The sequence below is a fragment of the Pseudomonas sp. Sample_22 genome (assembly GCF_004307635.1).
In the GTDB taxonomy this organism is placed as follows: Bacteria; Pseudomonadota; Gammaproteobacteria; order Pseudomonadales; family Pseudomonadaceae; genus Aquipseudomonas.
In genome coordinates this window covers 73,972-97,087 of record NZ_RCNY01000052.1, presented here as the reverse complement: position 1 = coordinate 97,087, position 23,116 = coordinate 73,972, and the positions used below count along the sequence as shown (strand labels likewise).

Genomic DNA, 23,116 nt, shown 5'->3' with positions numbered 1-23,116 from the left:
AATCCAATCTCTGTCACACCACAAAATCTGTGGCAGCTGGCAAATCCAATCTCTGTCACACCTCAAAACCTGTGGCAGCTGGCAATCCAATCTCTGTCACACCACAAAATCTGTGGGAGCTGGCAAATCCAATCTCTGTCACACCACAAAATCTGTGGCAGCTGGCAAATCCAATCTCTGTCACACCTCAAAACCTGTGGCAGCTGGCAATCCAATCTCTGTCACACCTCAAAACTGTGGGAGCTGGCAATCCAATCTCTGTCACACCAAAAAACCTGTGGCAGCTGGCAAATCCAATCTCTGTCGCACCAGAAAACCTGTGGGAGCTGGCTTGCCAGCGATGAGGCCCGCCGGGTCGATACAAAGCCATATCGAACGCATATCAAACCCCCGCCCAATTAATATTGTACGAACACGACACCCCCTTCCAATACTTCCCCCCAAGCAGCCAGCGTCCCGAGCCGGATGCGACCAGGCGAGGGAATGCGTGAGTCTTTGCGCATAGAAATGGCCGATTGCCCGGGACGTGGCTGCTGTGAACCGCAAGGTTCCCTTCCCCGCTATCAGGAGATCGACTTCAATGATCATCGATATCAGCTGCTATCCCACCGATCTGGTGGACCTCGCCTGGAGGCATGACGGTGACCCGTTCACGGGCGAGCGTCTGCTGGAGATGATGGATGGCCCGTACATGGTCAACGGCAAGCCTCGCCGCATCGACAAAGCCTTCATCCAGCCACCGCAGGGCAACACCATCTACACCTGGACCGACGGCGACCTCAGCGGCCGCGAGTCCATCGACGCGTACATGGCCTACACACTGAAAATGGTCCAGACCTACCCGGACCGCTTCATCGGCTGCTTCGTCTACAACCCGCGCTGCGGCGTGGAAAACGGCGTCGAGGCGATCGAACGCTACGTCAAGGAACACGGTTTCAAGATGGTCCAGATGCAGGCCAACATGCATGCCTACCGCCCGGACCGTGCGCTGGACTGGGTGCGCCCGGCCTTCGAGAAATGCGCCGAGCTGGGCATCCCGGTCAAGCTGCACACCGGCGACGGGCCTTACAGCATCCCCTCGGAATGGGTGCCGATGATCAAGGAGTTCCCCAACGTTGATTTCATCATGGCGCACTTTGGCGTGCAGACCGGTGGCGTCTACGTGTTCGAACCGATGCAATGGGCGATGGAGCTGCCCAACGTCTACTGCGAATCGGGCTGGTGCCTGCAATCACGGATCGTCGAATTCGCCAAGGTCCTGCCGACCCACAAGATCCTGTTCGGCACCGACACCCCGCCGAACGAACCGGGCATGTGGCTGCGCCTGCTCGAAGTGTTGTGCCACGAGCCGCCGCAGGGCCTGAACCTCGACGAGGACACCCTGGAAGAATACCTGGGCAACAACACTGCCCGGATGATCGGCCTCGAACCGACCCCGCCGCCACGCTCGGTCAGCGAAGCACAGGCGCAACTCAAGCGTCCCGTCACCACGCAACTGGCCAGGAGCTGAACCGATGATTATCGATACCCATCTGCACCCCACCAACCTGGTCGACGAGGCCTGGCGCCACACCGGCGAACCGTTCACCGGCGAGCGCATGCTCAAGCTGATGGACGGCCCTTACATGATCAATGGCAAACCGCGCCGTATCGACATGGGCTTCATCCAGCCGCCACCAGGCAACACCGGTTATCGCGACGGTAACCGTCGGGGCCGCGAGGGCGTGCGCGATTACATGTCGTACGTCGCTGAGTTGTGCGTGAAGTACCCGGACCGCTTCATCGGCAACTTCAACTTCAACCCGCGCTGGGGACCGGAAAACGGCGCGGCGGAGCTGGAATTCCATATCAAGGAATACGGCTTCAAGATGCTCAAGCTGCACGCCAACATGCACGGCTATCGGCCGGACCGGGCGCTGGACTGGCTGCGTCCGGCCATGAAAGTCTGCGCCAAGTACAACATCGTGGTGCTGATCCACACCGGTGACGGGCCGTACACCATTCCGACGATGTTCTACCCGATCATCCGTGAGTTCCCGATGGTCAACTTCATCATCGGCCACTTCGGCATCCAGACCGGCGGCAACTACTCATTCGAGGCGTTCTGGATGGCCATGGACACGCCAAATGTCTACTGCGAATCCGGCTGGTGTTTTCAGTCGCGGATCGTCGAGTTCGCCAAGGACCTGCCTCGCAACAAGATCGTGTTCGGCACCGATTCGCCGCCGAACGAACCGGGCATGTGGCTGCGCGAACTGGAAGTGTTGTGCTCACCCGCACCGCAAGGCCTGGGCATCGACGAGGACCACCTTGAGGATTACCTGGGCAACAACATCGCCCGGCTGTGCGGCATCGAACCGACGCCGCCGCCCAAGGACCTGATCGAGGCGGACATTCGTCTGACCACGACGTACCTCTAACCCGCAAAACCTGTAGGAGCGAGCCTGCTCGCGATGGAGGTCAACGATGACGCCGTGCTGTCTGGAATCCCGCGTTGTCTTTAAAACCATCGCGAGCAAGGCTCGCGCCTACATGGAGGTGAAACCATGACCCTCTCGACGCTCGGCGATACCCAGGATTTTCACGACTTTCTAGATGCCTATCGCCGGCAGTACCCGGACGATGTGCTGGCCGTCCAACATTGCCTTTCTGCCGATCAGGACGTCACCGCCCTGGTCGATGCCTTGACCTCACAAGGTCGCGATCCCCTGCTGATTTGCGAAAAAGTCGGCAACTTCGGCGCCCCCGTGGTCACCAACCTGTTCGCTTCCCGCAGCCGAATCGCCCGGATGTTCGGCGTTGCCCCGGCGCAACTGCACGAAACTTTCCAGCAACGCGCCAATAACCCCATCGCCCCGCGCTACGTGGAAAGCGGCCCAGTGTTGGATGAAATCTTCGAAGGCGAAGCCGTGGACCTGGCATTGCTGCCGATGCTCAAGCATTTCGCCAGTGACCGCGGGCCATACATCACCAACGCGATCATCATCGCCGAAGACCCGCTCACCGGCATCGCCAACATGAGCTATCACCGCTCGATGCGCCATGCCCGGCAGACCCTGGCCACCAGCCTGCATTCGCGCGGCCACTTGTGGCGCATGCTGCAAACCGCCCGCGAGCGTGGCGAAGAATTGCGCGTGGCCATGGTGGTCGGTGCGCACCCGTTGTTCATGCTCGCCGCTGCCGCACGCTTGCCCTTCGGCAGCGATGAGCGCGCAGTGGCCGGGGGCTTGTTCGGTGCGCCGCTGGAGCTGGTGAAAACCCCGCGCTATGGCATCGGCGTGCCGGCGTACGCGGAATTCGTCCTGGAAGGCGCCATTGACCCGGCGGCCTATGCCGAAGAAGGTCCGTTCGGTGAATTCAGCGGCTATTCCTCGGATCGCTCGACCAACAATGTGCTGCGAGTCGACACCCTGATGCGGCGCAAGGACGCCTGGTTGGTGGATGTGGTCGGCGGTCGTTATGCCGAGCACCTGACCCTGGCGCGACTGCCAAGGGAAGCGGAGATGAGTGAAAAGCTCAAGGCCCGTTTCCCCGCCGTGACGGCCGTGCATTACCCGAATTCCGGCACGCATTTTCACTGCTACGTGGCGCTGGACCAGAGCCGTGACGGCGAGGCGCGGCAGATCATGCTGGCGTTGCTCGGCTGGGACCCGTATCTGAAAACCGTGATCGCGGTGGACAGCGATATCGACATCAGCGACGACAGCCAGGTGCTGTGGGCGCTGGCCACCCACTTCCAGCCGCACCAGGACCTGTTCGTCATCGACGGTTTGCCCGGCAGCCCGCTGGACCCTTCCTCCTCGGTCAACGGCACCACCTCGCGCATGGGCCTGGACGCTACGCGCGGTTCAGGATTCGACGGGATCAAGGCGCAGCTCGACCAGGATGTGCTGGAGCGCGCGCGCAATCTGCTCAGGAGCTTTGCGTCATGAATCGCCAGCGCATGGTGGTGGGCATCAGCGGTGCATCGGGTTTCATCTATGGCGTGCGCCTGCTGCAATTGCTCGCCGAACTGGACATCGAAAGCCACTTGATCATCAGCCGCGCGGCGCTGCTGACCATGGCCCACGAAACCGACTACAAACTGGCCGACGTCACTGCGCTGGCCAGCCACTACCACCGCGCTGACGATGTGGCCGCCGGGATCGCCAGCGGTTCGTTCCGCTGCCTGGGCATGGTCGTTGCGCCGTGTTCCATGCGCACCCTGGCGGAAATCGCCACCGGCACTTCATCGGGCCTGATCGGTCGCGCGGCCGACGTCACACTCAAGGAGCGCCGCACGCTGGTGTTGATGGCCCGGGAGACTCCGCTGACCCTCGCCCATCTGCGCAACATGACCGCCGTGACCGAAATGGGCGGCATCATCGCCCCGCCCGTCCCGGCCTTCTACGCCCGCCCGCAAGACCTTGCGCAAATGGTCGATCACAGCCTCGGCCGGGTCCTCGATCTGTTTGGCCTCGATGCGGGCACTGCGATGCGCTGGGGCGAACACACAAAACCCTGTGGGAGCGAGCTTGCTCGCGATAGCGGTAGATCAGTTGCCATCTCTGCTGAATGAAATACCGCAATCGCTGGCAAGCCAGCTCCCACAGTGGATCGCATTCCGACAAATAACACAGGCAAGGAGCATCACATGAACACGCCCTTCAACGCCCCGACCCCGAACACCAAAATCCCGGTGACCATCCTCACCGGGTTCCTCGGCGCCGGCAAAACCACCCTGCTCAACTACATCCTTAAAGAGAACCATGGCCGAAAAATCGCCGTGATCGAAAACGAATTCGGCGAAGTCGGCATCGACGGTGATTTGGTGCTCAGCTCCGAAACCGAAGAAATCTACGAGATGGTCAACGGCTGCGTGTGCTGCACCGCCGAAGTCCGCGAGGATTTGGTGCGCATCGTCCGCGAACTGGTGGCGCGCCCGGTGCGGCTCGATCACATCCTGATCGAAACCAGTGGCCTGGCTGACCCGTATCCGGTGGCCCAGAGCTTTTTCATCAATGACCCGATTGCCGATGAAGTCGAACTCGACGCCATCGTCACCATGGTCGACGCCAAGCACATCGCCCAGCACCTGGAAGACCTGCAACTCGATGGCGTGGACAATCAGGCGGTGGACCAGATTGTCTGCGCCGACCGTATTGTCATCAACAAGGTCGACCTGGTCAGCGCCGCCGAAGTGGCGTCCCTGAGCGACAAGATCCGCGGCCTCAACGCCACGGCGGATCTGGTGACTTGCAGCTACGCCGAAATCGACTTGACCAGGATCCTCGGCATCGGCGCCTTCGAGTCCACGCAAAAACTCATGGAAATCGGCGCCGAGCACGATCATCACGCCGATGAGCAGCATCACGATCATGACGATCTGGATCATGACCACGACCCAAGCGTGTCGTCGGTAGGCATTGCCGTGGACGCTGCGGTCAACCTCGGCGACTTTCACCGCTGGATCACGCAGTTGCGCACCGAGCAGGCCGACAACCTGTACCGCATGAAGGGTGTGCTGGCGGTCGCCGATCAGGATCAGCGTTATGTGCTGCAGGGCGTGCACAGCCTCGTCGAGTTCCGCGCATCAACCCTGTGGGGCAGCGAACCGCGCTCCAGCAAGATCGTGTTCATCGGCCGCGACCTGGACCGCGCAGCGTTGAACCAGGGCTTTGCCGCCTGCCTGGCAGGCTGAACAAAGGCATCGGAGCCGGTGGATGGCGGTTCCGGGGCACACGAATGACTGATGTCAGTCCGAAAGAACGCCTCAAAACCTGTGGGCGCTGGCTTGCCAGCGATGAGGGCAGGACAGTCACTTTCTTTTCGACTATCAGACCGCTATCGCTGGCAAGCCAGCTCCCACAGTGATCGATGGCGTTCCCGCAATTGGCATCAGAACGAATACCCCTCTCTACAGCATAAAAACAGCAAGAGGTGTTTCCCCATGTCGTCAGCCACTACCCCTGCAAAACCCGTCACCCTCCATCCCGTCGACCAGGTGTTATCGGTACGACAAATGCTCACCCTCGGCCTGCAACACATGGCCGTCTCGTACATCGGCGCCATCGCCGTGCCGTTGATTGTCGCCAGCGCCTTGAAGATGTCACAGGCCGACACGGTGGTGTTGATCAGCACCACGCTGTTCTGTTCCGGCATCGCCACCCTCCTGCAAACCGTCGGTTTCTGGAAATTCGGCGTGCGCCTGCCGATCCTCCAGGGCGTGGCCTTCAGCAGCGTCGGCCCCGTCATCGCCATCGGCAGCAACCCGGAGGTCGGTTTCGCCGGGGTTTGCGGGGCGGTGATCGGCGCGGGGATTTTCACCATGCTCGCCGCGCCGTTCGTGGGACGCTTGCGGCGGTTCTTTCCGCCGGTAGTCACCGGATGCATTGTCACGGTGATCGGCTTGCAGCTGTTTCCGATTGCCTATGAGTGGGTCGGCGGCGGGCGTCATGCCGCTGATTTCGGCGCACCGGCCTACCTTGCGGTGGCAGCGGTGGTGTTGCTCACCATCCTGCTGGTCAACCGCTATGGCAGCCCGATGCTGCGCAACATGGCGGTGCTGGTGGGCATGCTGGTGGGTGCCGGGCTCGCCTATGGGCTGGGCATGGGCAGCTTTCACAGCGTGCAGGAATCCCCCTGGCTGACCGTGCCCTACCCGTTCTATTTCGGCCTGCCGACCTTCAGCCTGATCCCCATTGCCACCATGGTGGTGGTGATGATCGTGCAGATGGTCGAGTCCATGGGCCTGTTCGTGGCCATCGGCGACATCGTCGACAAACCGGTGGAAGACAAACAGGTGATCAACGGCCTGCGCGCCAACGGCCTGGCCAGCACCATCGCCGGGATGTTCGCTGCGTTTCCGTTCATTGCCTTCATGGAAAACGTCGGTCTGGTGATCCTCACCGGCGTGCGCAGTCGTTGGGTGGTGGCCGTCAGCGGCTTGTTGATGTGCTCGGTGGCGCTGGTGCCCAAGGCCGGCGCGATCATTGCGTCGATGCCGACCGCGGCGCTTGGCGGAGCCGGGATTGCCATGTTCGGTGTGGTCGCGGCGGCAGGCATCCAGACCCTGGCCAAGGTCGACTACGAGCGCAATCGCTACAACGTGCTGATCGTCGGTTTCACCATCGCCGCCGCCCTGGTGCCGGTGTTGGCACCGGCCTTGTTCAAGCAACTTCCCGAGTGGTCGCAGCCGTTCCTGCACAGCAGCGTGGTGATCGCCTGCCTGGTGTCGGTGTTGCTCAACGCCGCTCTCAACGGTGTCAGCGTGCCTGATGCCGCCACCAGCAAATCCGCTTCCCACAGCCTCTGACTGGAGCCACTCATGACTCAACTGCAAAACATCCTGATCAAAAACCCGCAGGCGGTGATGACCGGCCTGCGCGGCCCGCGTGCCCGGGCCGGTGCCGTGGACATTCGAATCGTCAACGGGCGCATCGCCGAAATGGCTGCCAACCTCGAAGCGCAACCCGGTGAACGGGTCATCGATGCGCGTCACTCGGTGGTCTATCCGGGCTGGATCAACACCCACCATCACCTGTTCCAGAACCTGCTCAAAGCCGTGCCGGAAGGTTTGAATCAAGACCTGCAAGGCTGGCTGGCCAGCGTGCCCTATCCACGCCTCAACCGATTCACGCCACAACTGGCGCGCATCGCCGCACGACTGGGAATGGCCGAGTTGCTGCTCTCGGGGGTAACGACCTGCGCCGATCACCACTACCTCTATCACGCCCACGGCACCACCGAGACCGGCGACCTGTTGTTTGACATGGCCGATGAATTCGGTCTGCGTTTTGTGCTGTGCCGGGGCGGTGCGCTGGAGTCCGCCAGCGCCCATCCCGGATTCTCGAAAACCGCGCTGCAACCGGAAACCCTGGAGCAGATGGTCGGCGATATCGAACGCCTGAAGTCGCGGTATCACCAGGACACTCCGGATGCGATGCGCCGGGTGGTGGTGGCGCCGACGACTCCGACTTTCTCTCTGCCGCCCACCCTGCTGCGGGAACTGGCGCACACGGCCCGTGGCCTCGGTTTGCGCTTGCACACGCACCTGTCCGAGACGCAGAACTACGTGAATTTCTGCCGCGAAAAGTACAACTGCCTGCCGGTGGAGTTCGTCGCCGAGCACGAATGGCTCGGCCCGGACGTCTGGTTCGCCCATGCGGTGCACCTGCAACCCGCTGAAATCCGCATGCTCGCGCAAACCGGCACCGGCGTTTCCCACTGCCCGGTGAGCAATGCGCGTTTGGGCAGCGGCGTTGCGCCAATCCCGCAGATGTTCGAGGCGGGCGTACCGATCTCACTTGGCGTCGATGGCGTGGCCTCCAACGAGTCAGGGAGCATGGTCGGTGAAGCCAACACCGCGTGGTTGATTCACCGGGCGGAACAAGGCGCATCAGCCACCACGGCCGAAGATGTCATTCACTGGGGTACGGCAGGTGGTGCGCAGGTGCTCGGGCTGGGCGCGGTCGGCACGCTTGAAGTGGGCCAAGCGGCGGACCTGGTGGTTTATGGCCTGGACCATCCGCGGTTCTTCGGCTTCCACGACATTGCCGTGGCGCCCGTGGTGGCGGGTGAACCGATCGCGGTGCGCTACAGCCTGGTAGGCGGTCGCGTGGTGGTCGATGACGGCGTGATTCCGGGGCTGGATGTACAGCGGATGCGCGCCGAGGCGTGGGATGGGGTGAGGCAGTTGATGAACGTCGACGAATAACCCCCCGCCGCACCTGTCCCCCTGTAGGAGCGAGCCGGATCCGGGCGGCTCGCTCCTACAGGGTTTACCGCTCAGCCTTCGCCACCGCTGCCGAAGCCGCCAGCATCGCCCGCAACAGCACCGCGCAGCCGGCGGCCAGGTCATCGGGTGCGGCGTTTTCGATTTCGTTATGGCTGATGCCGCCTTCGCAAGGCACGAAGATCATGCCGGCCGGGCCGAGTTCGGCAAGGAAGATTGCGTCGTGGCCTGCGCCACTGACGATGTCCATGTGCGACAGGCCCAGGCCTTGAGCGGCACCGCGCACGGCTTCGACGCAACCTTTGTCGAAATACAACGGCGGGAAGTCGGCGGTGGGTGTCAGTTCATACGTCAGGCCATGTTCTTCACAGGTGGTCTCGATGACTTCGCGGACTTCGGCGATCATCGAGTCCAGGCGTGCCGGTTCCAGGTGGCGGAAATCCAGAGTCATGCGCACTTCACCGGGAATGACATTGCGCGAACCGGGATAGGCTTGCAGGCAGCCAACGGTGCCGCAGGCGTGAGGTTGATGGCCGAGTGCGGCACGATTGACCGCACCGACAATCACCGCGGCGCCGACCAGGGCGTCCTTGCGCAGGTGCATCGGCGTCGGCCCGGCGTGAGCTTCGACACCGCGCAGTTTCAGGTCAAACCATTTTTGCCCGAGGGCGCCCATCACTACGCCGATGGTTTTGCGTTCGTCTTCGAGGATCGGGCCTTGCTCGATGTGTGCTTCGAAGTAAGCCCCGACCTTGTGCCCGCTGACCTTGCGCTCCCCCGCATAACCAATGGCGTTGAGCGCCTCACCCACCGTCACGCCCTCGGCGTCGACCTTGGCCAGGGTTTCTTCGAGGGTGAATTTTTCCGCGAACACCCCGGAACCCATCATGCATGGCGCGAAGCGCGAGCCCTCTTCGTTGGTCCAGACCACCACCTCCAGCGGCGCCTCGGTCTCTATCTGCAAATCGTTCAGTGTGCGCAGTACTTCAACGCCGGCCAGTACGCCGAAACAGCCGTCGAACTTGCCGCCGGTGGGTTGGGTATCGATGTGACTGCCGGTCATCACCGGTGGCAGGTTCGGGTTACGTCCTGCACGGCGGGCGAAAATGTTGCCGACGGCGTCGATGCTGACAGTGCAGCCTGCCTCCTCGCACCATCTGACAAAGATGTCCCGGGCCTGTCGATCCAGATCGGTCAGGGCCAGGCGACAAACGCCGCCCTTGACCGTGGCGCCGAGTTTGGCCAACTCCATGAGCGACTGCCATAGACGATCGCGATCGATGTGCTGATGGGTGGACTGCAGAACGTCAACGGCCGCGTTCATGGGGATCTCCTCAGGCTGTTCTTATCAATTTGTTCAGTTCAATTCTGCGCTGTGCTTTAGGCCGCCATCGCTGGCAAGTCGAATCGTCGCACCGCAACTCCCACAGGGTTTTGTGAACACCTGAGAAACTTGTGGGAGCTGGCTTGCCAGCGATGAGGCCCTCCTTCACACCGCAGTCTTCGCAACAGACGGGCTGGGGCGCATCACACTCAACCCGTAATAAATCAACCCGCCCAGCGCCGAGCCGGTAAACCAGCCATAACTGTAGAACCAGCTGAACGCGTCGCTGCCCAGCGACAACAACGTCAGCACTACGGGCACACCAAACGCGATGAAGCCGCTCCAGTTCCATGCCGGATAGACGTCATCGCGGTACAGCCCGGCGAGATCCAGTTGCTGTTTCTTGATCAGGAAATAGTCCACCACCATGATCCCTGCGATCGGCCCAAGCAGGCTGGAATACCCGAGCAGCCAATTGGAGTAAACGGTTTCCAGACTGATGTCCGAGACGATCAGCCCGAGCTTTTTCAGCAGTTCATGGGCCATCAATGCCAGACCGACAAACCCGGTCAGCAACACGGCGTTGGTGCGGTTGATCACCTTGGGCGCGATATTCTGGAAGTCATTGGTCGGCGACACGATGTTGGCGGCGGTATTGGTCGACAGTGTGGCGATGATGATCAGCGCCATCGCCAGCGCCACCCACATCGGGCTCTGGATGTGGCCGATCAGGGTCACTGGATCGGACACGGTCACCCCCACCAGTTTCACCGAAGCCGCGGTCATCACCACGCCCAGGGACGCGAACAGAAACATGGTCAGCGGCAGACCGATGATCTGCCCGACGATCTGATCCTTCTGGCTTTTTGCGTAGCGACTGAAGTCCGGAATGTTCAGCGACAAGGTGGCCCAGAAGCCAACCATCGCCGTCAGCCCGGCCGCGAAGTAACTCGCCACGCCAGCGCCTTCGGGACGCTTGGCCGGGATCGCCAGCAATTCGGTCATTGAGACATTGGGCATCGCCCACACCAACAGACCCACTCCCACCGCTACCAACAACGGTGCAGAAAGGGTTTCCAGCCATTTGATCGACTCGGCGCCGCGAATCACCACCCACAGGTTCAGCGCCCAGAACACCATGAAACCAATCACTTCACCGGTGCCGCCCAGGGATTTCCAGCCCTCGAACACCGAACCGAGGAACAGATGAATCGCCAGGCCGCCAAACATCGTTTGAATGCCGAACCAGCCACACGCCACCAGCGCCCGGATCAGGCACGGAATGTTGGAACCGAGGATGCCAAAGGACGACCGCAGCAACACCGGAAACGGGATGCCGTACTTGGTACCGGGGAAGGCATTCAACGTCAGTGGAATCAGGACAATGATGTTGGCAAACAGAATCGCCAACAGCGCTTCGCCGACGCTCAGGCCGAAGTACGCGGTCAACACGCCGCCCAGGGTATAGGTCGGCACGCAAATCGCCATGCCGACCCACAGTGCGGTGATGTGCCATTTGTTCCAGGTTCGTTCACGCACCTTGGTCGGCGCGATATCGTGGTTGTAACGGGGACTGTCGAGGACATCGCTGCCGGCTTCGAGCTCGAACAAGCCGTCCCGCTCGGTCACTTGCGATCTGATCTGTTGCATGGCCGCTCCACTGTTCTTTTGATTATTGTTGCTCATCAGGGACTGGCGGAATCAATAAACGTGCCGAGTGCCCCGCTTGCGCATCGGGCAGTTCCATAACACTTTGCAACCAACTGATGTTTATCGGTTTTATTGACTGAATGAAGTATGTGCCGTGCCACTCAGGCCGAATGCCAGGCAAGTTGTCCAATCAGTCAGGACTCAATCTGGTGCGTGAATTTTTTTTCAAAGTCGCGCATACACCATAGACCAATCTCAAACAGCTGATTTCACATAAGAAATCTTGACCATATTTAGATCCTGTCAAGTGCGTCAAAATGGTGAGCGGCCTCACCATTTTGGTGAATCTCAATTTTAAACGTTATTTATCAAATATTTATCTATGGAATAAGCTTATAAAAAATATTCTTGCCGATTCCATAAACTGCAGCTAGCGTTTAATCCTGACAGCGCTGACAGGAATAGCCCTTTCAGCACTCGTTTCATATAAAACACTTAGAACCGGTATCAGCCGGTCATTGCCTGCGAGGAACTCGGAATGTCTCTGTTGATCCGTGGCGCTACCATTATTACCCATGATGAAAGTTATCGCGCCGACGTGTATTGCGCAGACGGCGTAATCAAGGCCATCGGCGAAAACCTGGATATTCCTGCAGGTGCAGAAATGCTCGATGGCAGCGGCCAGTATCTGATGCCCGGCGGCATCGACCCGCACACGCACATGCAACTGCCCTTCATGGGCACCGTGGCCAGCGAAGACTTCTTCAGTGGTACGGCGGCGGGACTGGCCGGCGGTACCACGTCGATCATCGACTTTGTGATTCCCAATCCGCAGCAGTCCTTGATGGAGGCGTTCCATCAGTGGCGTGGCTGGGCCGAGAAGTCAGCCTCCGACTACGGCTTTCATGTGGCCATTACCTGGTGGAGCGAGCAGGTCCGTGAAGAGATGGCTGAGTTGGTGATCCACCATGGGGTCAATAGCTTCAAGCATTTCATGGCTTACAAGAACGCGATCATGGCCGCCGATGACACCCTGGTGGCGAGTTTCGAGCGCTGCCTGGAATTGGGTGCGGTGCCCACCGTGCATGCCGAAAACGGTGAGTTGGTCTATCACCTGCAACGCAAACTGATGGCCCAGGGCATGACCGGGCCGGAAGCGCATCCGCTGTCGCGCCCTTCGCAAGTTGAAGGCGAAGCCGCGAGCCGGGCGATCCGCATTGCCGAAACCCTCGGCACGCCGCTATATCTGGTGCATGTCTCGACCAAGGAAGCCCTCGATGAAATCACCTACGCCCGGGCCAAGGGCCAACCGGTCTACGGCGAAGTGCTGGCCGGGCACTTGTTGCTGGACGACAGCGTCTATCAGCACCCGGACTGGCAGACCGCCGCTGGCTACGTGATGAGTCCGCCGTTCCGCCCTCGGGGTCATCAAGAGGCGCTCTGGCATGGCTTGCAAGCGGGCAACCTGCACACGACCGCCACCGACCACTGTTGTTTCTGCGCCGAGCAAAAAGCCGCGGGCAAGGATGATTTCAGCAAAATTCCCAACGGCACGGCCGGTATCGAAGACCGCATGGCGGTGCTGTGGGATGAAGGTGTGAATACCGGGCGCTTTTCGATGCGGCAATTCGTCGCGCTGACGTCCACCAACACCGCGAAGATCTTCAACCTCTATCCGCGCAAAGGCGCGATCCGGGTCGGCGCCGATGCCGATCTGGTGCTGTGGGACCCGCTGGGCACGCGGACCATTTCCGCCAAGACCCATCACCAGCAGGTCGACTTCAACATCTTCGAAGGCAAGACCGTGCGCGGCGTGCCGAGCCATACCATCAGCCAGGGACGCGTGGTCTGGGCCGATGGCGACCTGCGCGCAGAACGGGGTGCCGGGCGCTATATCGAACGGCCGGCGTATCCGGCGGTGTTTGATTTGCTGAGCAAGCGGGCGGAGTTGAATCAGCCCACGCCCGTGAAACGCTGACCCGATTCCCTGTGGCGAGGAAGCTTGCTCCCGCTGGACTGCGCAGCAGGCCGCATTTGGGGCGGCTTCGCCACCCAGCGGGAGCAAGCTCCCTCGCCACAGGGTGAAACAAAGAACAGTGCCCGTTCAGAGGCAGCACCTCAATTCACCGTGAGGCCAAAAACCGTGATCAAGACCCTCGACCATCTCCCGCACCCCGCCGAGAGCGCCGCCGCCCTCGCCGGCCATTTCACCGATCTGGCGCCCCCGCTCAATGATCGCCAGGCGCATCTGGAGGCCTCGCGCTGCCTGTATTGCTACGACGCGCCGTGCGTGAACGCCTGCCCGAGCGAAATCGATATTCCTTCGTTCATCCGCAATATCCAGCAGGAAAACGTGCAAGGTGCGGCGCAGAAAATCCTCTCGGCCAACATTCTCGGCGGCAGCTGCGCCCGGGTTTGCCCGACGGAAATCCTTTGCCAGCAAGCCTGCGTGCGCAACAACGCCCACGAATGTGCGCCGGTACTGATTGGCCTGTTGCAGCGCTATGCCGTGGACAACGCGCACTTCAGTGAGCACCCGTTCCCCCGCGCCGCCGCAACCGGCAAACGCATCGCCGTGGTCGGCGCCGGTCCGGCCGGGCTGTCCTGTGCGCACCGCAGTGCCATGCACGGGCATGACGTGGTCATTTTCGAGGCCCGGGACAAGGCTGGCGGACTTAACGAATACGGGATCGCCAAGTACAAACTGGTGGACGACTACGCGCAAAAGGAACTGGATTTTCTGCTGCAGATCGGCGGCATCGAAATCCGTCACGGACAAAAACTCGGTGACAACCTGAGCCTGAGCGAGCTGCATCAACAATTCGACGCGGTGTTTCTCGGCCTCGGTCTGGCAGCGAGCAAGCAACTGGGGCTGGCCCACGAAGACGCACCGGGGCTTCTGGCCGCGACCGATTACATCCGCGAACTGCGCCAGGCCGATGACCTCACCCAGCTACCGCTTGCCGAGCATTGCATCGTCCTCGGCGCAGGCAACACCGCCATTGACATGGCCGTGCAAATGGCCCGCCTCGGTGCTCACGATGTCAACCTGGTGTACCGCCGTGGCGTCGAGGACATGGGCGCCACCCTGCATGAGCAAGACATCGCCAAGGCCAATCAAGTGCGCTTGTTGACCTGGGCCCAACCGCAAGAAGTGCTGCTCGATGACGCTGGCCGGGTGCGCGGCATGCGATTCGCCCGCACCCATCTGGTCGAAGGACGCCTGCAAACCACCGGCGAAACGTTCGAACTAGCCGCCGACGCCATCTTCAAAGCCATCGGCCAGGCCTTTGACGGCAGCGCCCTCGCCGACCCATTGGCCCGTGAACTCAAGCGTCAGGGCGAGCGCATCGAAGTCGATGAAAATCTGCGCACCAGCATTCCCGGGGTGTATGCCGGTGGCGATTGCACCAGCCTCGACCAGGACCTGACCGTACAAGCGGTGCAACACGGCAAGCGCGCCGCCGAAGCAATCAACACTCAACTGATGCTCAACGTGGAGGCTGCGTAAATGGCCGATCTGTCGATTGTCTTCGCTGGCATCAAGTCGCCCAATCCGTTCTGGCTGGCCTCCGCGCCGCCGACCGACAAGGCTTACAACGTGGTCCGCGCCTTCGAGGCGGGCTGGGGCGGTGTGGTCTGGAAAACCCTGGGTGAAGACCCGGCGGCGGTGAACGTATCGTCACGCTATTCGGCGCATTTCGGGCCGAACCGTGAAGTGCTGGGTTTCAACAACATAGAACTGATCACCGACCGCTCGCTGGAGATCAACCTGCGGGAAATCACCCAAGTGAAAAAGGATTGGCCGGACCGCGCGTTGATCGTGTCGTTGATGGTGCCTTGCGTCGAAGAGTCCTGGAAACACATTCTGCCGCTGGTAGAGGCCACGGGCGCCGACGGTATCGAGTTGAACTTCGGTTGCCCCCACGGCATGCCGGAACGCGGCATGGGTGCGGCGGTCGGCCAGGTGCCGGAATACGTCGAACAGGTCACCCGTTGGTGCAAGACGTATTGCTCGCTGCCGGTGATCGTCAAGCTCACGCCGAACATCACCGACATCCGCGTCGCCGCCCGCGCGGCTCACCGTGGCGGTGCGGATGCGGTGTCGCTGATCAACACCATCAACTCCATCACCAGCGTTAACCTGGAGCGCATGGTCGCCAACCCCATGGTCGGCAGCCAAAGCACTCACGGCGGTTATTGCGGGTCGGCGGTCAAGCCGATTGCCCTGAACATGGTCGCCGAAATTGCCCGCGACCCGCAGACCCATGGCCTGCCGATCAGTGGCATCGGCGGCATCGGCAACTGGCGCGACGCCGCGGAATTCATCGCGTTGGGCTGTGGTTCGGTGCAGGTCTGCACCGCGGCGATGCTCCACGGTTTCCGGATTGTCGAGGAGATGAAGGACGGGCTGTCGCGCTGGATGGACAGCCAGGGCTACACCAGCATCGCGCAGTTTTCCGGGCGCGCGGTGGCCAACACCACGGACTGGAAATACCTGGACATCAACTATCAAGTGATTGCGAAAATCGACCAGCAGGCCTGTATCGGTTGCGGTCGTTGCCACATCGCCTGCGAAGACACCTCGCACCAGGCCGTGGCCAGCCTGAAAAATCCCGACGGGACCCATCGTTATGAAGTGATCGATGAAGAATGTGTGGGTTGCAATCTATGCCAGATCACCTGCCCGGTGCAGGATTGTATCGAGATGGTGCCCGTGGACAGCGGCAAGCCGTTTCTGGACTGGAACCATGATCCGCGCAATCCGTATCATGTTGCGGGACGGCACTGAATGGCGGTGACGAATGGCAGGGGAAGACAGTCGCTCCCACAGGGATCGCTGGTGTACACAGCATTTGAGTACGCCATAAACCACTGTGGTAGCGGGCTTGCCCGCGATGAGGCCAGCGCTACAACACCAACTTCCAGACTCCTTACCTATCAGTTCTGCTAGTAGACGCCACTCGACATATCTTCGATGCTAACGCACAGTCAATTCGCCAGCGTGGATCTCGATATGTCGGACTCATCATTGAACATTCTTTGCCGCTATCAATACGACCCACTCGACCGCCTCACGGGCGTCGGGCTACTGGCGGGTAACAGCACACAGCGTTTTTATCAAGTGAACCACCTGACTACCGAGCTGGGACAGCAGACGCAACGAACAATCCTGCGCCATGGAGCTCAACTGTTGGCGCAGCAACAAAGTGAAGCAGGGGTTACCGAAAAAACGCTTTTGGTGACCGATCAGGCGCACTCGTTGCTGCAATCCCTTTCGCCAGTTAATTCTCGGAAATTTTCCTATACCGCCTACGGCCATCACCCGAATGTCAGCGGCTTAAGTCGTTTATTCGGGTTTAATGGTGAGTATCCTGACGACATTACGGGCCATTATCCATTAGGCCATGGCAATCGATTTTATAATCCTGTGTTGATGCGATTCAATAGCCCGGATGAGCTGAGTCCTTTTGATGACGGGGGAATTAACTCTTATGCTTATTGCGAAAATGATCCGATAAATTTTTTTGATCCTACTGGAAATGGTAAACTCCACGTTCTTACTACCCTATTCAACCGTTCTCGCGCATCGGTGATCATTAGGCCTGAGCGTGGTTCAGTAATCACTAAACATAGTTCTATAATCAAAGCCCAATCACAAACATCCAGCGCAGTCAGTTCGCCTATTTCAACAAATAGCAACCCAATACTGAACTCACTAACTGATCAGTCCCCCACCAGTTTGCAGCAGCCCGGACTTGGTCGAACGCCCGCCCATCGCGTCCCAATACTAGAGCTTCCAGCGACTACTCGCGGACCAAGATTAAGTGCTCAACCTAGCAGAAGTACTAGACACATCGCAAAACTCAAAGACATTGGAGAAAAATATGACGCCCTCAAGAAGAAAAACCCAGACTTCATTGCCACCGGCACTCCAAAGCAGAGCAAGGAACTTTCAGAAATAAAAAAAAATCTTGACCAAAGTACTACAGCAAGCGCACGAGCCAATTTCAAAAACGCATTACAAAGGAAAAGCAATATAATTAAACGAGACAACATGCGGGAATTAATTAATTCCACCAAACAGGTCAGAAGCTGACCCCTTGGCTGCAGGAGCCGCTGGATTCCGACCTACGGCTCCAACCCGATCCCCCGCAAAATCACACTGGTCACCGTCTGTATCGCCCGCTCGAACTGCATGTCCGACAGCGGTTGATGGTCATTGAGGATGTTCACCTGGTGGTCAAAGTCGGCGTAGTGCTGGGTCGAGGCCCAGATCATGTAGAGCAGGCTTGAAGGCTCCACCGGCAGGATGCGTTTGTCGTCCACCCACTGGCGGATCTTCGCTTCTTTCATCTTGGCCCAGTCATACAGGCTCGCATCCAGCGCTACGCCCAAGGTCGGCGCACCGTGGATGATTTCGTTGGCCCAGACTTTCGAGCCATACGGACGGCTGCGCGAATGGTTCATTTTTGCCCGGATGTAGCTGCTGAGTACTACGCGCGGGTCGTCGAACATCTCGAAGCACAGCGCGTCCTGCTTCCAGACTTCCAGCAGGTCGAACAAAACCGCGCTGTACAACTCGGTCTTGGTGCTGAAGTAGTAATGCAGGTTGGAGCGCGGAAGGTCTACTTCGGCGGCGATATCGGCCATGGCGGTGCTGCCGAAACCTTTCTCGGCGAAGACCTTTTCGGCCCCCAGCAGGATTTTCTCGACGTTACTGCGACGAATCTCGATCTTGTGATTGCCCATAAGGGCTCCCTGACAACAGCGTTAAACAAGACTATCACCCGCTCTGGCTTGGGGCGACAGGGCAAAACGAGAATCAACCTCCTATCAGCTGCGCGAGTCATCGTATAACTTCCGATTGACAACTCTGAAACGTCCCGTAAATAATCGCCGCCAATGTTGTACGACGACGTATGACAAACAATAAAAACAAAAAAGAAAGGGAACGTCACAGTGAGCAAACACGCGCGCAATTCGTCCATCCGTAGTTCACACCCCACCTTCGCCCGTCGCCACACCCTCAGCCTGATCGGTTGCAGCAGCCTGGCCCTCGCCCTGCCCATGACCAGCCAGGCCGAAGGCTTTACCGATGACGCCAAAGCCACGCTGAACCTGCGCAATGCCTACTTCAATCGTAACTACACCAACCCTGCCTACCCCCAGGGCAAGGCCGAAGAATGGACGCAGAACTTCATCCTCGACGCCAAGTCCGGTTTCACCCAAGGCCCGATCGGCTTCGGTGTAGACGTGCTGGGGATGTACTCGCAAAAGCTCGACGGCGGTAAAGGCACCGGTGGCACGCAACTATTGCCGATACACAGTGACGGCCGCCCCGCCGATAACTTCGGGCGCCTGGGTGTAGCGCTCAAAGGCAAAGTGTCGAAAACCGAGTTGAAAGTCGGCGAGTGGATGCCGGTGCTGCCGATCCTGCGCTCCGACGACGGTCGTTCGCTGCCGCAAACCTTCCAGGGCGGCCAGGTGACTTCCACCGAAATCAGCGGCCTGACCCTTTACGGTGGCCAGTTCCGCCAGAACAGTCCGCGCAACGATGCGAGCATGGAAGACATGTTCATGAACGGCAGATCGGCGGCCTTCAGTTCCGACCGCTTCAACTTCGGCGGTGGTGAATATGCGTTCAACGAAAAGCGCACCCAGGTCGGCGTGTGGTACGCCGAACTCAGCGACCTTTACCAACAGCAGTATTTCAACCTGAGCCACAGTCAACCCATCGGTGCCTGGACCCTGGGTGCCAACCTTGGCTACTTCATCGGCAAGGAAGACGGCAGCGCGCTGGCGGGTGATCTCGACAACAAGACTGCATTCGCCCTGCTCTCGGCCAAGTACGGTGGCCATACCTTTTATGTCGGCTTGCAGAAACTCAGCGGTGACGATGCGTGGATGCGCGTCAACGGCACCAGCGGCGGCACCCTGGCCAACGACAGCTACAACTCCAGCTACGACAACGCCAAGGAAAAATCCTGGCAGGTACGTCACGACTACAACTTCGTCGCCTTGGGCGTTCCGGGCCTGACCCTGATGAACCGCTACATCAGCGGCGACAACGTGCACACCGGCACCATCACTGACGGCAAGGAATGGGGTCGCGAATCGGAACTGGCCTACACAGTGCAGAGCGGGCCGTTGAAGAACCTCAACGTCAAATGGCGCAACGCGAGCATCCGCAAGAGTTTCAGCACCAACGAATTCGATGAGAACCGCTTGTTCATCAGCTATCCGATTTCGTTGTTGTAAGGGAGATTGATTGCAGGCACAGAAGCACTGTGGCGAGGGACTGTGGCGAGGGAGCTTGCTCGCGCTGGGTCGCGCAGCGGCCCCCTGCAAACTTCCAATAGTCCCGCTGTGTCTGCGTTCAAGACTGCTCTGCGGCCGAGCGGGAGCAAGCTCCCTCGCCACAGGATCAATGAATGCCGATTTAACCCTCCGTCAATTTCCACCAAAGTCGCGTTGACAAGATACAGAAAGCCTAACGATACTCCTGCGTAGTCGTACGACAACCTACAACGAACCAATAACAATAACCGCTTGTTCAGGGATTCCCATGACGACCACTGCAACCGCCCAAACGCCCTTCAATCGCCTGCTGCTGACCGGCGCCGCCGGTGGCCTGGGCAAAGTCTTGCGCGAAAGCCTGCGCCCGTATGCCAACGTCATTCGCCTGTCGGATATCGCCGAGATCGCCCCGGCCATCGATGACCGCGAAGAAGTGGTGCCCTGCGACCTCGCCGACAAGCAAGCCGTGCATCAACTGGTCGAAGGCGTGGACGCCATCCTGCACTTCGGTGGCGTGTCCACCGAGCACTCGTTCGAGCAGATCCTCGGCGCCAACATCTGCGGCGTGTTCCACATCTACGAAGCGGCACGCCGGCATGGCGTCAAACGCGTGATCTTTGCCAGCTCCAACCACGTTATCGGGTTCTACAAGCAAGACGAAGTCATCGATGCCCACTCGCCTCGTCGCCCGGACAGCTACTACGGCTTGTCCAAGTCCTACGGCGAAGACATGGCCACGTTTTACTTCGATCGCTATGGCATCGAGACCGTCAGCGTGCGCATCGGCTCGTCGTTCCCGGAGCCGCATAACCGCCGGATGATGAGCACCTGGCTGAGCTTCGACGATCTGACCCAATTGCTCGAACGCGCGCTGTACACCCCCAACGTCGGACACACCGTGGTGTACGGAATGTCCGACAACAAAGACATCTGGTGGGACAACCGCTACGCCGCCCACCTGGGCTACGTCCCACAGGACAGCTCCGAAGTGTTCCGCGAAAAAATCGAAGCGCAGCCAATGCCGGCCGCTGATGATCCGGCGCGGGTCTATCAGGGCGGTGCTTTTTGCGCAGCCGGCCCGTTCGGTGACTGAAGCCAGAACGCTTACCACTTGATCCCACAACAAAAACCCAAGGGAATGAGTTGCCATGCAAGCCGAATTGATTGTCGATGCCCGTAACGCCGTCGGTGAAAGCCCGGTGTGGGTCCCCGAGGAAAATGCCCTGTACTGGGTCGATATTCCTGCCGGTGGCCTGCAACGCTGGAGCGCCGATACCGGGCACGTCCATGCCTGGAAAACCCCGGAAATGCTTGCCTGCATCGCCCGTCATCGCGACGGTGGCTGGGTCGCCGGCATGGAGAGCGGCTTCTTCCATTTGCACACGCACAACGACGGCAGCCTCGACAGCGAGTTACTGGCTGTCGTCGATCACGCCCGCCCCGACATGCGCCTCAACGATGGCCGCTGCGACCGCCAGGGACGTTTCTGGGCCGGCAGCATGGTGCTGAACATGGGCGCCAATGCGGCCGACGGTGCGCTCTATCGCTACAGCGCCGGGCAGCGTGGGCCGCTCGAGGCACAACTGAACGGCTTCATCGTGCCCAATGGCCTGGGTTTCAGCCCGGACGGCAAGACCCTGTACCTGTCGGATTCGCACCCCAACGTGCAATTGATCTGGGCCTTCGACTACGACACCGTCAGTGGCACACCGTCCAACCGCCGAGTGTTCGTCGATATGAACCACTTCGACGGACGCCCCGACGGCGCGGCGGTGGATGCCGACGGCTGCTACTGGATTTGCGCCAACGACGCCGGCTTGATCCATCGTTTTACCCCTGACGGCCGTCTTGACCGCTCACTCAGCGTACCGGTGAAAAAACCCACCATGTGCGCCTTCGGTGGCAGTCGTCTGGACACCTTGTTCGTGACCTCGATTCGCCCGGGTGACGACCATGACGACCAGTCCCTGGCCGGCGGCGTGTTTGCTCTCGACGCTGGCGTCAGAGGCTTGCCCGAACCTCCATTCAACTCGTCGCCAACCGGATTCATAAGCTGACGCTTCTGCTGCACCGCTGTGCCTTGAATAAAAAAAACAACAAAACTGGAGACACCCCCATGAACTTCAAACGCACCTTGCTCGCCGCTGCACTCCCACTCGCCTTCACCCTCAGCAGCGCCGTCCACGCACTGGAAATCAAATTCGCCGACATTCATCCCGCCGGTTATCCGACCGTCGTGGCTGAAGAGCAACTGGGTAAAACCCTGGTGGCCGACAGCGACGGCAAACTGACCTTCAAGATGTTCGCCGGCGGCGTGCTCGGCTCGGAAAAAGAAGTGGTCGAACAAGCCCAGGTCGGCGCCATCCAGATGGCCCGGGTCAGCCTCGGCATCGTCGGGCCGGTGGTGCCGGATGTGAACGTGTTCAACATGCCGTTCGTGTTCCGCGACCAGGCGCACATGCGCAAGGTCATCGACGGTGAAGTCGGCGACGAGATCCTCGACAAAATCACCAACTCCGAATTCAACCTGGTGGCCCTGGCCTGGATGGATGGCGGCACCCGCAACATCTACACCAAGAAACCGGTACGCAGCCTGGAAGACCTCAAGGGCATGAAGATCCGCGTTCAAGGCAACCCGATGTTCATCGAAACCATCAACGCCATGGGCGGCAACGGTATTGCGATGGACACTGGCGAAATCTTCAGCGCCTTGCAGACCGGGGTGATCGACGGCGCGGAAAATAACCCGCCGACGCTGCTCGAACACAACCACTACCAGAACGCCAAGTTCTACAGCCTGACCGGCCACCTGATCCTGCCTGAGCCGATCGTGATGTCGAAAATCACCTGGAACAAACTCACGCCGGAACAACAGGCCCTGGTGAAGAAGACCGCCAAAGCCGCGCAGGCCCAGGAACGCACCCTGTGGGATGCAAAATCCGCCAGCAGCGAAGAAAAGCTCAAGGCTGCCGGGGTTGAGTTCATCACCGTCGACAAAAAACCTTTCTATGAAGCTACCGCCTCGGTTCGCGAAAAATACGGCGCGCCTTACGCCGACCTGATCAAGCGCATCGAAGCCGTTCAGTAACCCTCCCTGCATTCAAGAAAGGCCCGGCGCCACAGACGCA

At 59.9% G+C, this 23,116-nt stretch carries 19 protein-coding genes; 16 read left to right on the top strand and 3 right to left on the bottom strand.

Going from position 1 to position 23,116, the window contains the following annotated elements:
* From D8U73_RS29340 to D8U73_RS13670, 8 genes are all read left to right on the top strand, one after another.
* Window positions 1-344: hypothetical protein (locus tag D8U73_RS29340; RefSeq protein WP_206663022.1), on the top strand; the 344-nt coding region annotated here is incomplete at its 5' end.
* A 236-nt stretch (window positions 345-580) separates the two neighbouring features.
* The gene (locus D8U73_RS13700) at window positions 581-1,510 is read left to right on the top strand and encodes an amidohydrolase family protein (protein ID WP_056852865.1); all 930 of its coding nucleotides are present in this window, start codon (window positions 581-583) and stop codon (window positions 1,508-1,510) included.
* Window positions 1,511-1,514: 4 nt separating this feature from the next.
* On the top strand, window positions 1,515-2,420 hold the full coding sequence (locus D8U73_RS13695; protein WP_053158646.1) for an amidohydrolase family protein: 906 nt from the start codon (window positions 1,515-1,517) through the stop codon (window positions 2,418-2,420).
* Between the two features lie 126 nt (window positions 2,421-2,546).
* Entirely contained in the window at window positions 2,547-3,932 is a 1,386-nt protein-coding gene (locus D8U73_RS13690; protein WP_130904774.1) for a UbiD family decarboxylase, read from the top strand.
* Window positions 3,929-4,558 (top strand): UbiX family flavin prenyltransferase, encoded by a 630-nt coding sequence (locus D8U73_RS13685; protein ID WP_130904773.1) that lies wholly within the window; start codon window positions 3,929-3,931, stop codon window positions 4,556-4,558. The genes D8U73_RS13690 and D8U73_RS13685 overlap by 4 nt, the downstream gene beginning before the upstream one ends.
* Window positions 4,559-4,633: 75 nt before the next feature.
* Window positions 4,634-5,680, top strand: coding sequence for a GTP-binding protein (locus tag D8U73_RS13680; RefSeq protein ID WP_130904772.1), 1,047 nt, complete (start codon window positions 4,634-4,636; stop codon window positions 5,678-5,680).
* Window positions 5,681-5,929: 249 nt separating this feature from the next.
* Window positions 5,930-7,294, top strand: a complete 1,365-nt coding sequence (locus D8U73_RS13675; RefSeq protein WP_056852869.1) for a nucleobase:cation symporter-2 family protein — start codon at window positions 5,930-5,932, stop codon at window positions 7,292-7,294.
* A 12-nt stretch (window positions 7,295-7,306) separates the two neighbouring features.
* A complete protein-coding gene (locus D8U73_RS13670; protein ID WP_130904771.1) occupies window positions 7,307-8,695 on the top strand; it encodes an amidohydrolase family protein in 1,389 nt (462 codons plus the stop codon).
* 64 nt (window positions 8,696-8,759) lie between these two features.
* Here D8U73_RS13670 and D8U73_RS13665 read toward each other — a convergent pair whose 3' ends face one another.
* Window positions 8,760-10,037 (bottom strand): Zn-dependent hydrolase, encoded by a 1,278-nt coding sequence (locus tag D8U73_RS13665; protein ID WP_056852871.1) that lies wholly within the window; start codon window positions 10,035-10,037, stop codon window positions 8,760-8,762.
* A 165-nt stretch (window positions 10,038-10,202) separates the two neighbouring features.
* Window positions 10,203-11,687 (bottom strand): NCS1 family nucleobase:cation symporter-1, encoded by a 1,485-nt coding sequence (locus D8U73_RS13660; RefSeq protein WP_056852872.1) that lies wholly within the window; start codon window positions 11,685-11,687, stop codon window positions 10,203-10,205.
* Between the two features lie 538 nt (window positions 11,688-12,225).
* Between D8U73_RS13660 and hydA the strand changes: the two genes are divergently transcribed.
* The 4 genes from hydA to D8U73_RS13640 all read left to right on the top strand — a co-directional run bounded on the left by hydA (window position 12,226) and on the right by D8U73_RS13640 (window position 17,787).
* Window positions 12,226-13,665 (top strand): dihydropyrimidinase, encoded by a 1,440-nt coding sequence (gene hydA / locus D8U73_RS13655; protein ID WP_130904770.1) that lies wholly within the window; start codon window positions 12,226-12,228, stop codon window positions 13,663-13,665.
* 165 nt (window positions 13,666-13,830) lie between these two features.
* On the top strand, window positions 13,831-15,198 hold the full coding sequence (locus D8U73_RS13650; RefSeq protein WP_130904769.1) for an NAD(P)-dependent oxidoreductase: 1,368 nt from the start codon (window positions 13,831-13,833) through the stop codon (window positions 15,196-15,198).
* Complete coding sequence (preA, locus tag D8U73_RS13645) at window positions 15,199-16,479, top strand: NAD-dependent dihydropyrimidine dehydrogenase subunit PreA (RefSeq protein WP_130904768.1); 1,281 nt, start codon at window positions 15,199-15,201, stop codon at window positions 16,477-16,479.
* 225 nt (window positions 16,480-16,704) lie between these two features.
* Window positions 16,705-17,787, top strand: coding sequence for an RHS repeat-associated core domain-containing protein (locus D8U73_RS13640; protein WP_130904767.1), 1,083 nt, complete (start codon window positions 16,705-16,707; stop codon window positions 17,785-17,787).
* A 32-nt stretch (window positions 17,788-17,819) separates the two neighbouring features.
* On the opposite strand, the gene D8U73_RS13635 is transcribed toward D8U73_RS13640, so the two are convergent.
* A complete protein-coding gene (locus tag D8U73_RS13635; protein ID WP_130904766.1) occupies window positions 17,820-18,440 on the bottom strand; it encodes a TetR/AcrR family transcriptional regulator in 621 nt (206 codons plus the stop codon).
* A gap of 237 nt (window positions 18,441-18,677) precedes the next feature.
* Here D8U73_RS13635 and D8U73_RS13630 point away from each other — a divergent pair, with 237 nt between their 5' ends.
* From D8U73_RS13630 to D8U73_RS13615, 4 genes are all read left to right on the top strand, one after another.
* Window positions 18,678-19,949: an OprD family porin gene (locus D8U73_RS13630; RefSeq protein ID WP_130904783.1), complete on the top strand. Its 1,272-nt coding sequence runs from the start codon at window positions 18,678-18,680 to the stop codon at window positions 19,947-19,949.
* Window positions 19,950-20,256: 307 nt separating this feature from the next.
* On the top strand, window positions 20,257-21,081 hold the full coding sequence (locus D8U73_RS13625) for an NAD(P)-dependent oxidoreductase (RefSeq protein WP_130904765.1): 825 nt from the start codon (window positions 20,257-20,259) through the stop codon (window positions 21,079-21,081).
* A gap of 55 nt (window positions 21,082-21,136) precedes the next feature.
* A complete protein-coding gene (locus D8U73_RS13620) occupies window positions 21,137-22,045 on the top strand; it encodes an SMP-30/gluconolactonase/LRE family protein (RefSeq protein ID WP_130904764.1) in 909 nt (302 codons plus the stop codon).
* Window positions 22,046-22,104: 59 nt separating this feature from the next.
* On the top strand, window positions 22,105-23,076 hold the full coding sequence (locus tag D8U73_RS13615) for a TRAP transporter substrate-binding protein (protein WP_056852881.1): 972 nt from the start codon (window positions 22,105-22,107) through the stop codon (window positions 23,074-23,076).
* Window positions 23,077-23,116: the final 40 nt, after the last annotated feature.

Excerpts from the sequence above, each read along its gene's own strand:
- D8U73_RS13700 (WP_056852865.1), top strand. The coding sequence starts at position 581 with ATGATCATCGATATCAGCTGCTATCCCACCGATCTGGTGGACCTCGCC.
- D8U73_RS13695 (WP_053158646.1), top strand. The coding sequence starts at position 1,515 with ATGATTATCGATACCCATCTGCACCCCACCAACCTGGTCGACGAGGCC.
- D8U73_RS13690 (WP_130904774.1), top strand. The coding sequence starts at position 2,547 with ATGACCCTCTCGACGCTCGGCGATACCCAGGATTTTCACGACTTTCTA.
- D8U73_RS13685 (WP_130904773.1), top strand. The coding sequence starts at position 3,929 with ATGAATCGCCAGCGCATGGTGGTGGGCATCAGCGGTGCATCGGGTTTC.
- D8U73_RS13680 (WP_130904772.1), top strand. The coding sequence starts at position 4,634 with ATGAACACGCCCTTCAACGCCCCGACCCCGAACACCAAAATCCCGGTG.
- D8U73_RS13675 (WP_056852869.1), top strand. The coding sequence starts at position 5,930 with ATGTCGTCAGCCACTACCCCTGCAAAACCCGTCACCCTCCATCCCGTC.
- D8U73_RS13670 (WP_130904771.1), top strand. The coding sequence starts at position 7,307 with ATGACTCAACTGCAAAACATCCTGATCAAAAACCCGCAGGCGGTGATG.
- D8U73_RS13665 (WP_056852871.1), bottom strand. The coding sequence starts at position 10,037 with ATGAACGCGGCCGTTGACGTTCTGCAGTCCACCCATCAGCACATCGAT.
- D8U73_RS13660 (WP_056852872.1), bottom strand. The coding sequence starts at position 11,687 with ATGCAACAGATCAGATCGCAAGTGACCGAGCGGGACGGCTTGTTCGAG.
- hydA (WP_130904770.1), top strand. The coding sequence starts at position 12,226 with ATGTCTCTGTTGATCCGTGGCGCTACCATTATTACCCATGATGAAAGT.
- preA (WP_130904768.1), top strand. The coding sequence starts at position 15,199 with ATGGCCGATCTGTCGATTGTCTTCGCTGGCATCAAGTCGCCCAATCCG.
- D8U73_RS13640 (WP_130904767.1), top strand. The coding sequence starts at position 16,705 with ATGTCGGACTCATCATTGAACATTCTTTGCCGCTATCAATACGACCCA.
- D8U73_RS13635 (WP_130904766.1), bottom strand. The coding sequence starts at position 18,440 with ATGGGCAATCACAAGATCGAGATTCGTCGCAGTAACGTCGAGAAAATC.
- D8U73_RS13625 (WP_130904765.1), top strand. The coding sequence starts at position 20,257 with ATGACGACCACTGCAACCGCCCAAACGCCCTTCAATCGCCTGCTGCTG.
- D8U73_RS13620 (WP_130904764.1), top strand. The coding sequence starts at position 21,137 with ATGCAAGCCGAATTGATTGTCGATGCCCGTAACGCCGTCGGTGAAAGC.
- D8U73_RS13615 (WP_056852881.1), top strand. The coding sequence starts at position 22,105 with ATGAACTTCAAACGCACCTTGCTCGCCGCTGCACTCCCACTCGCCTTC.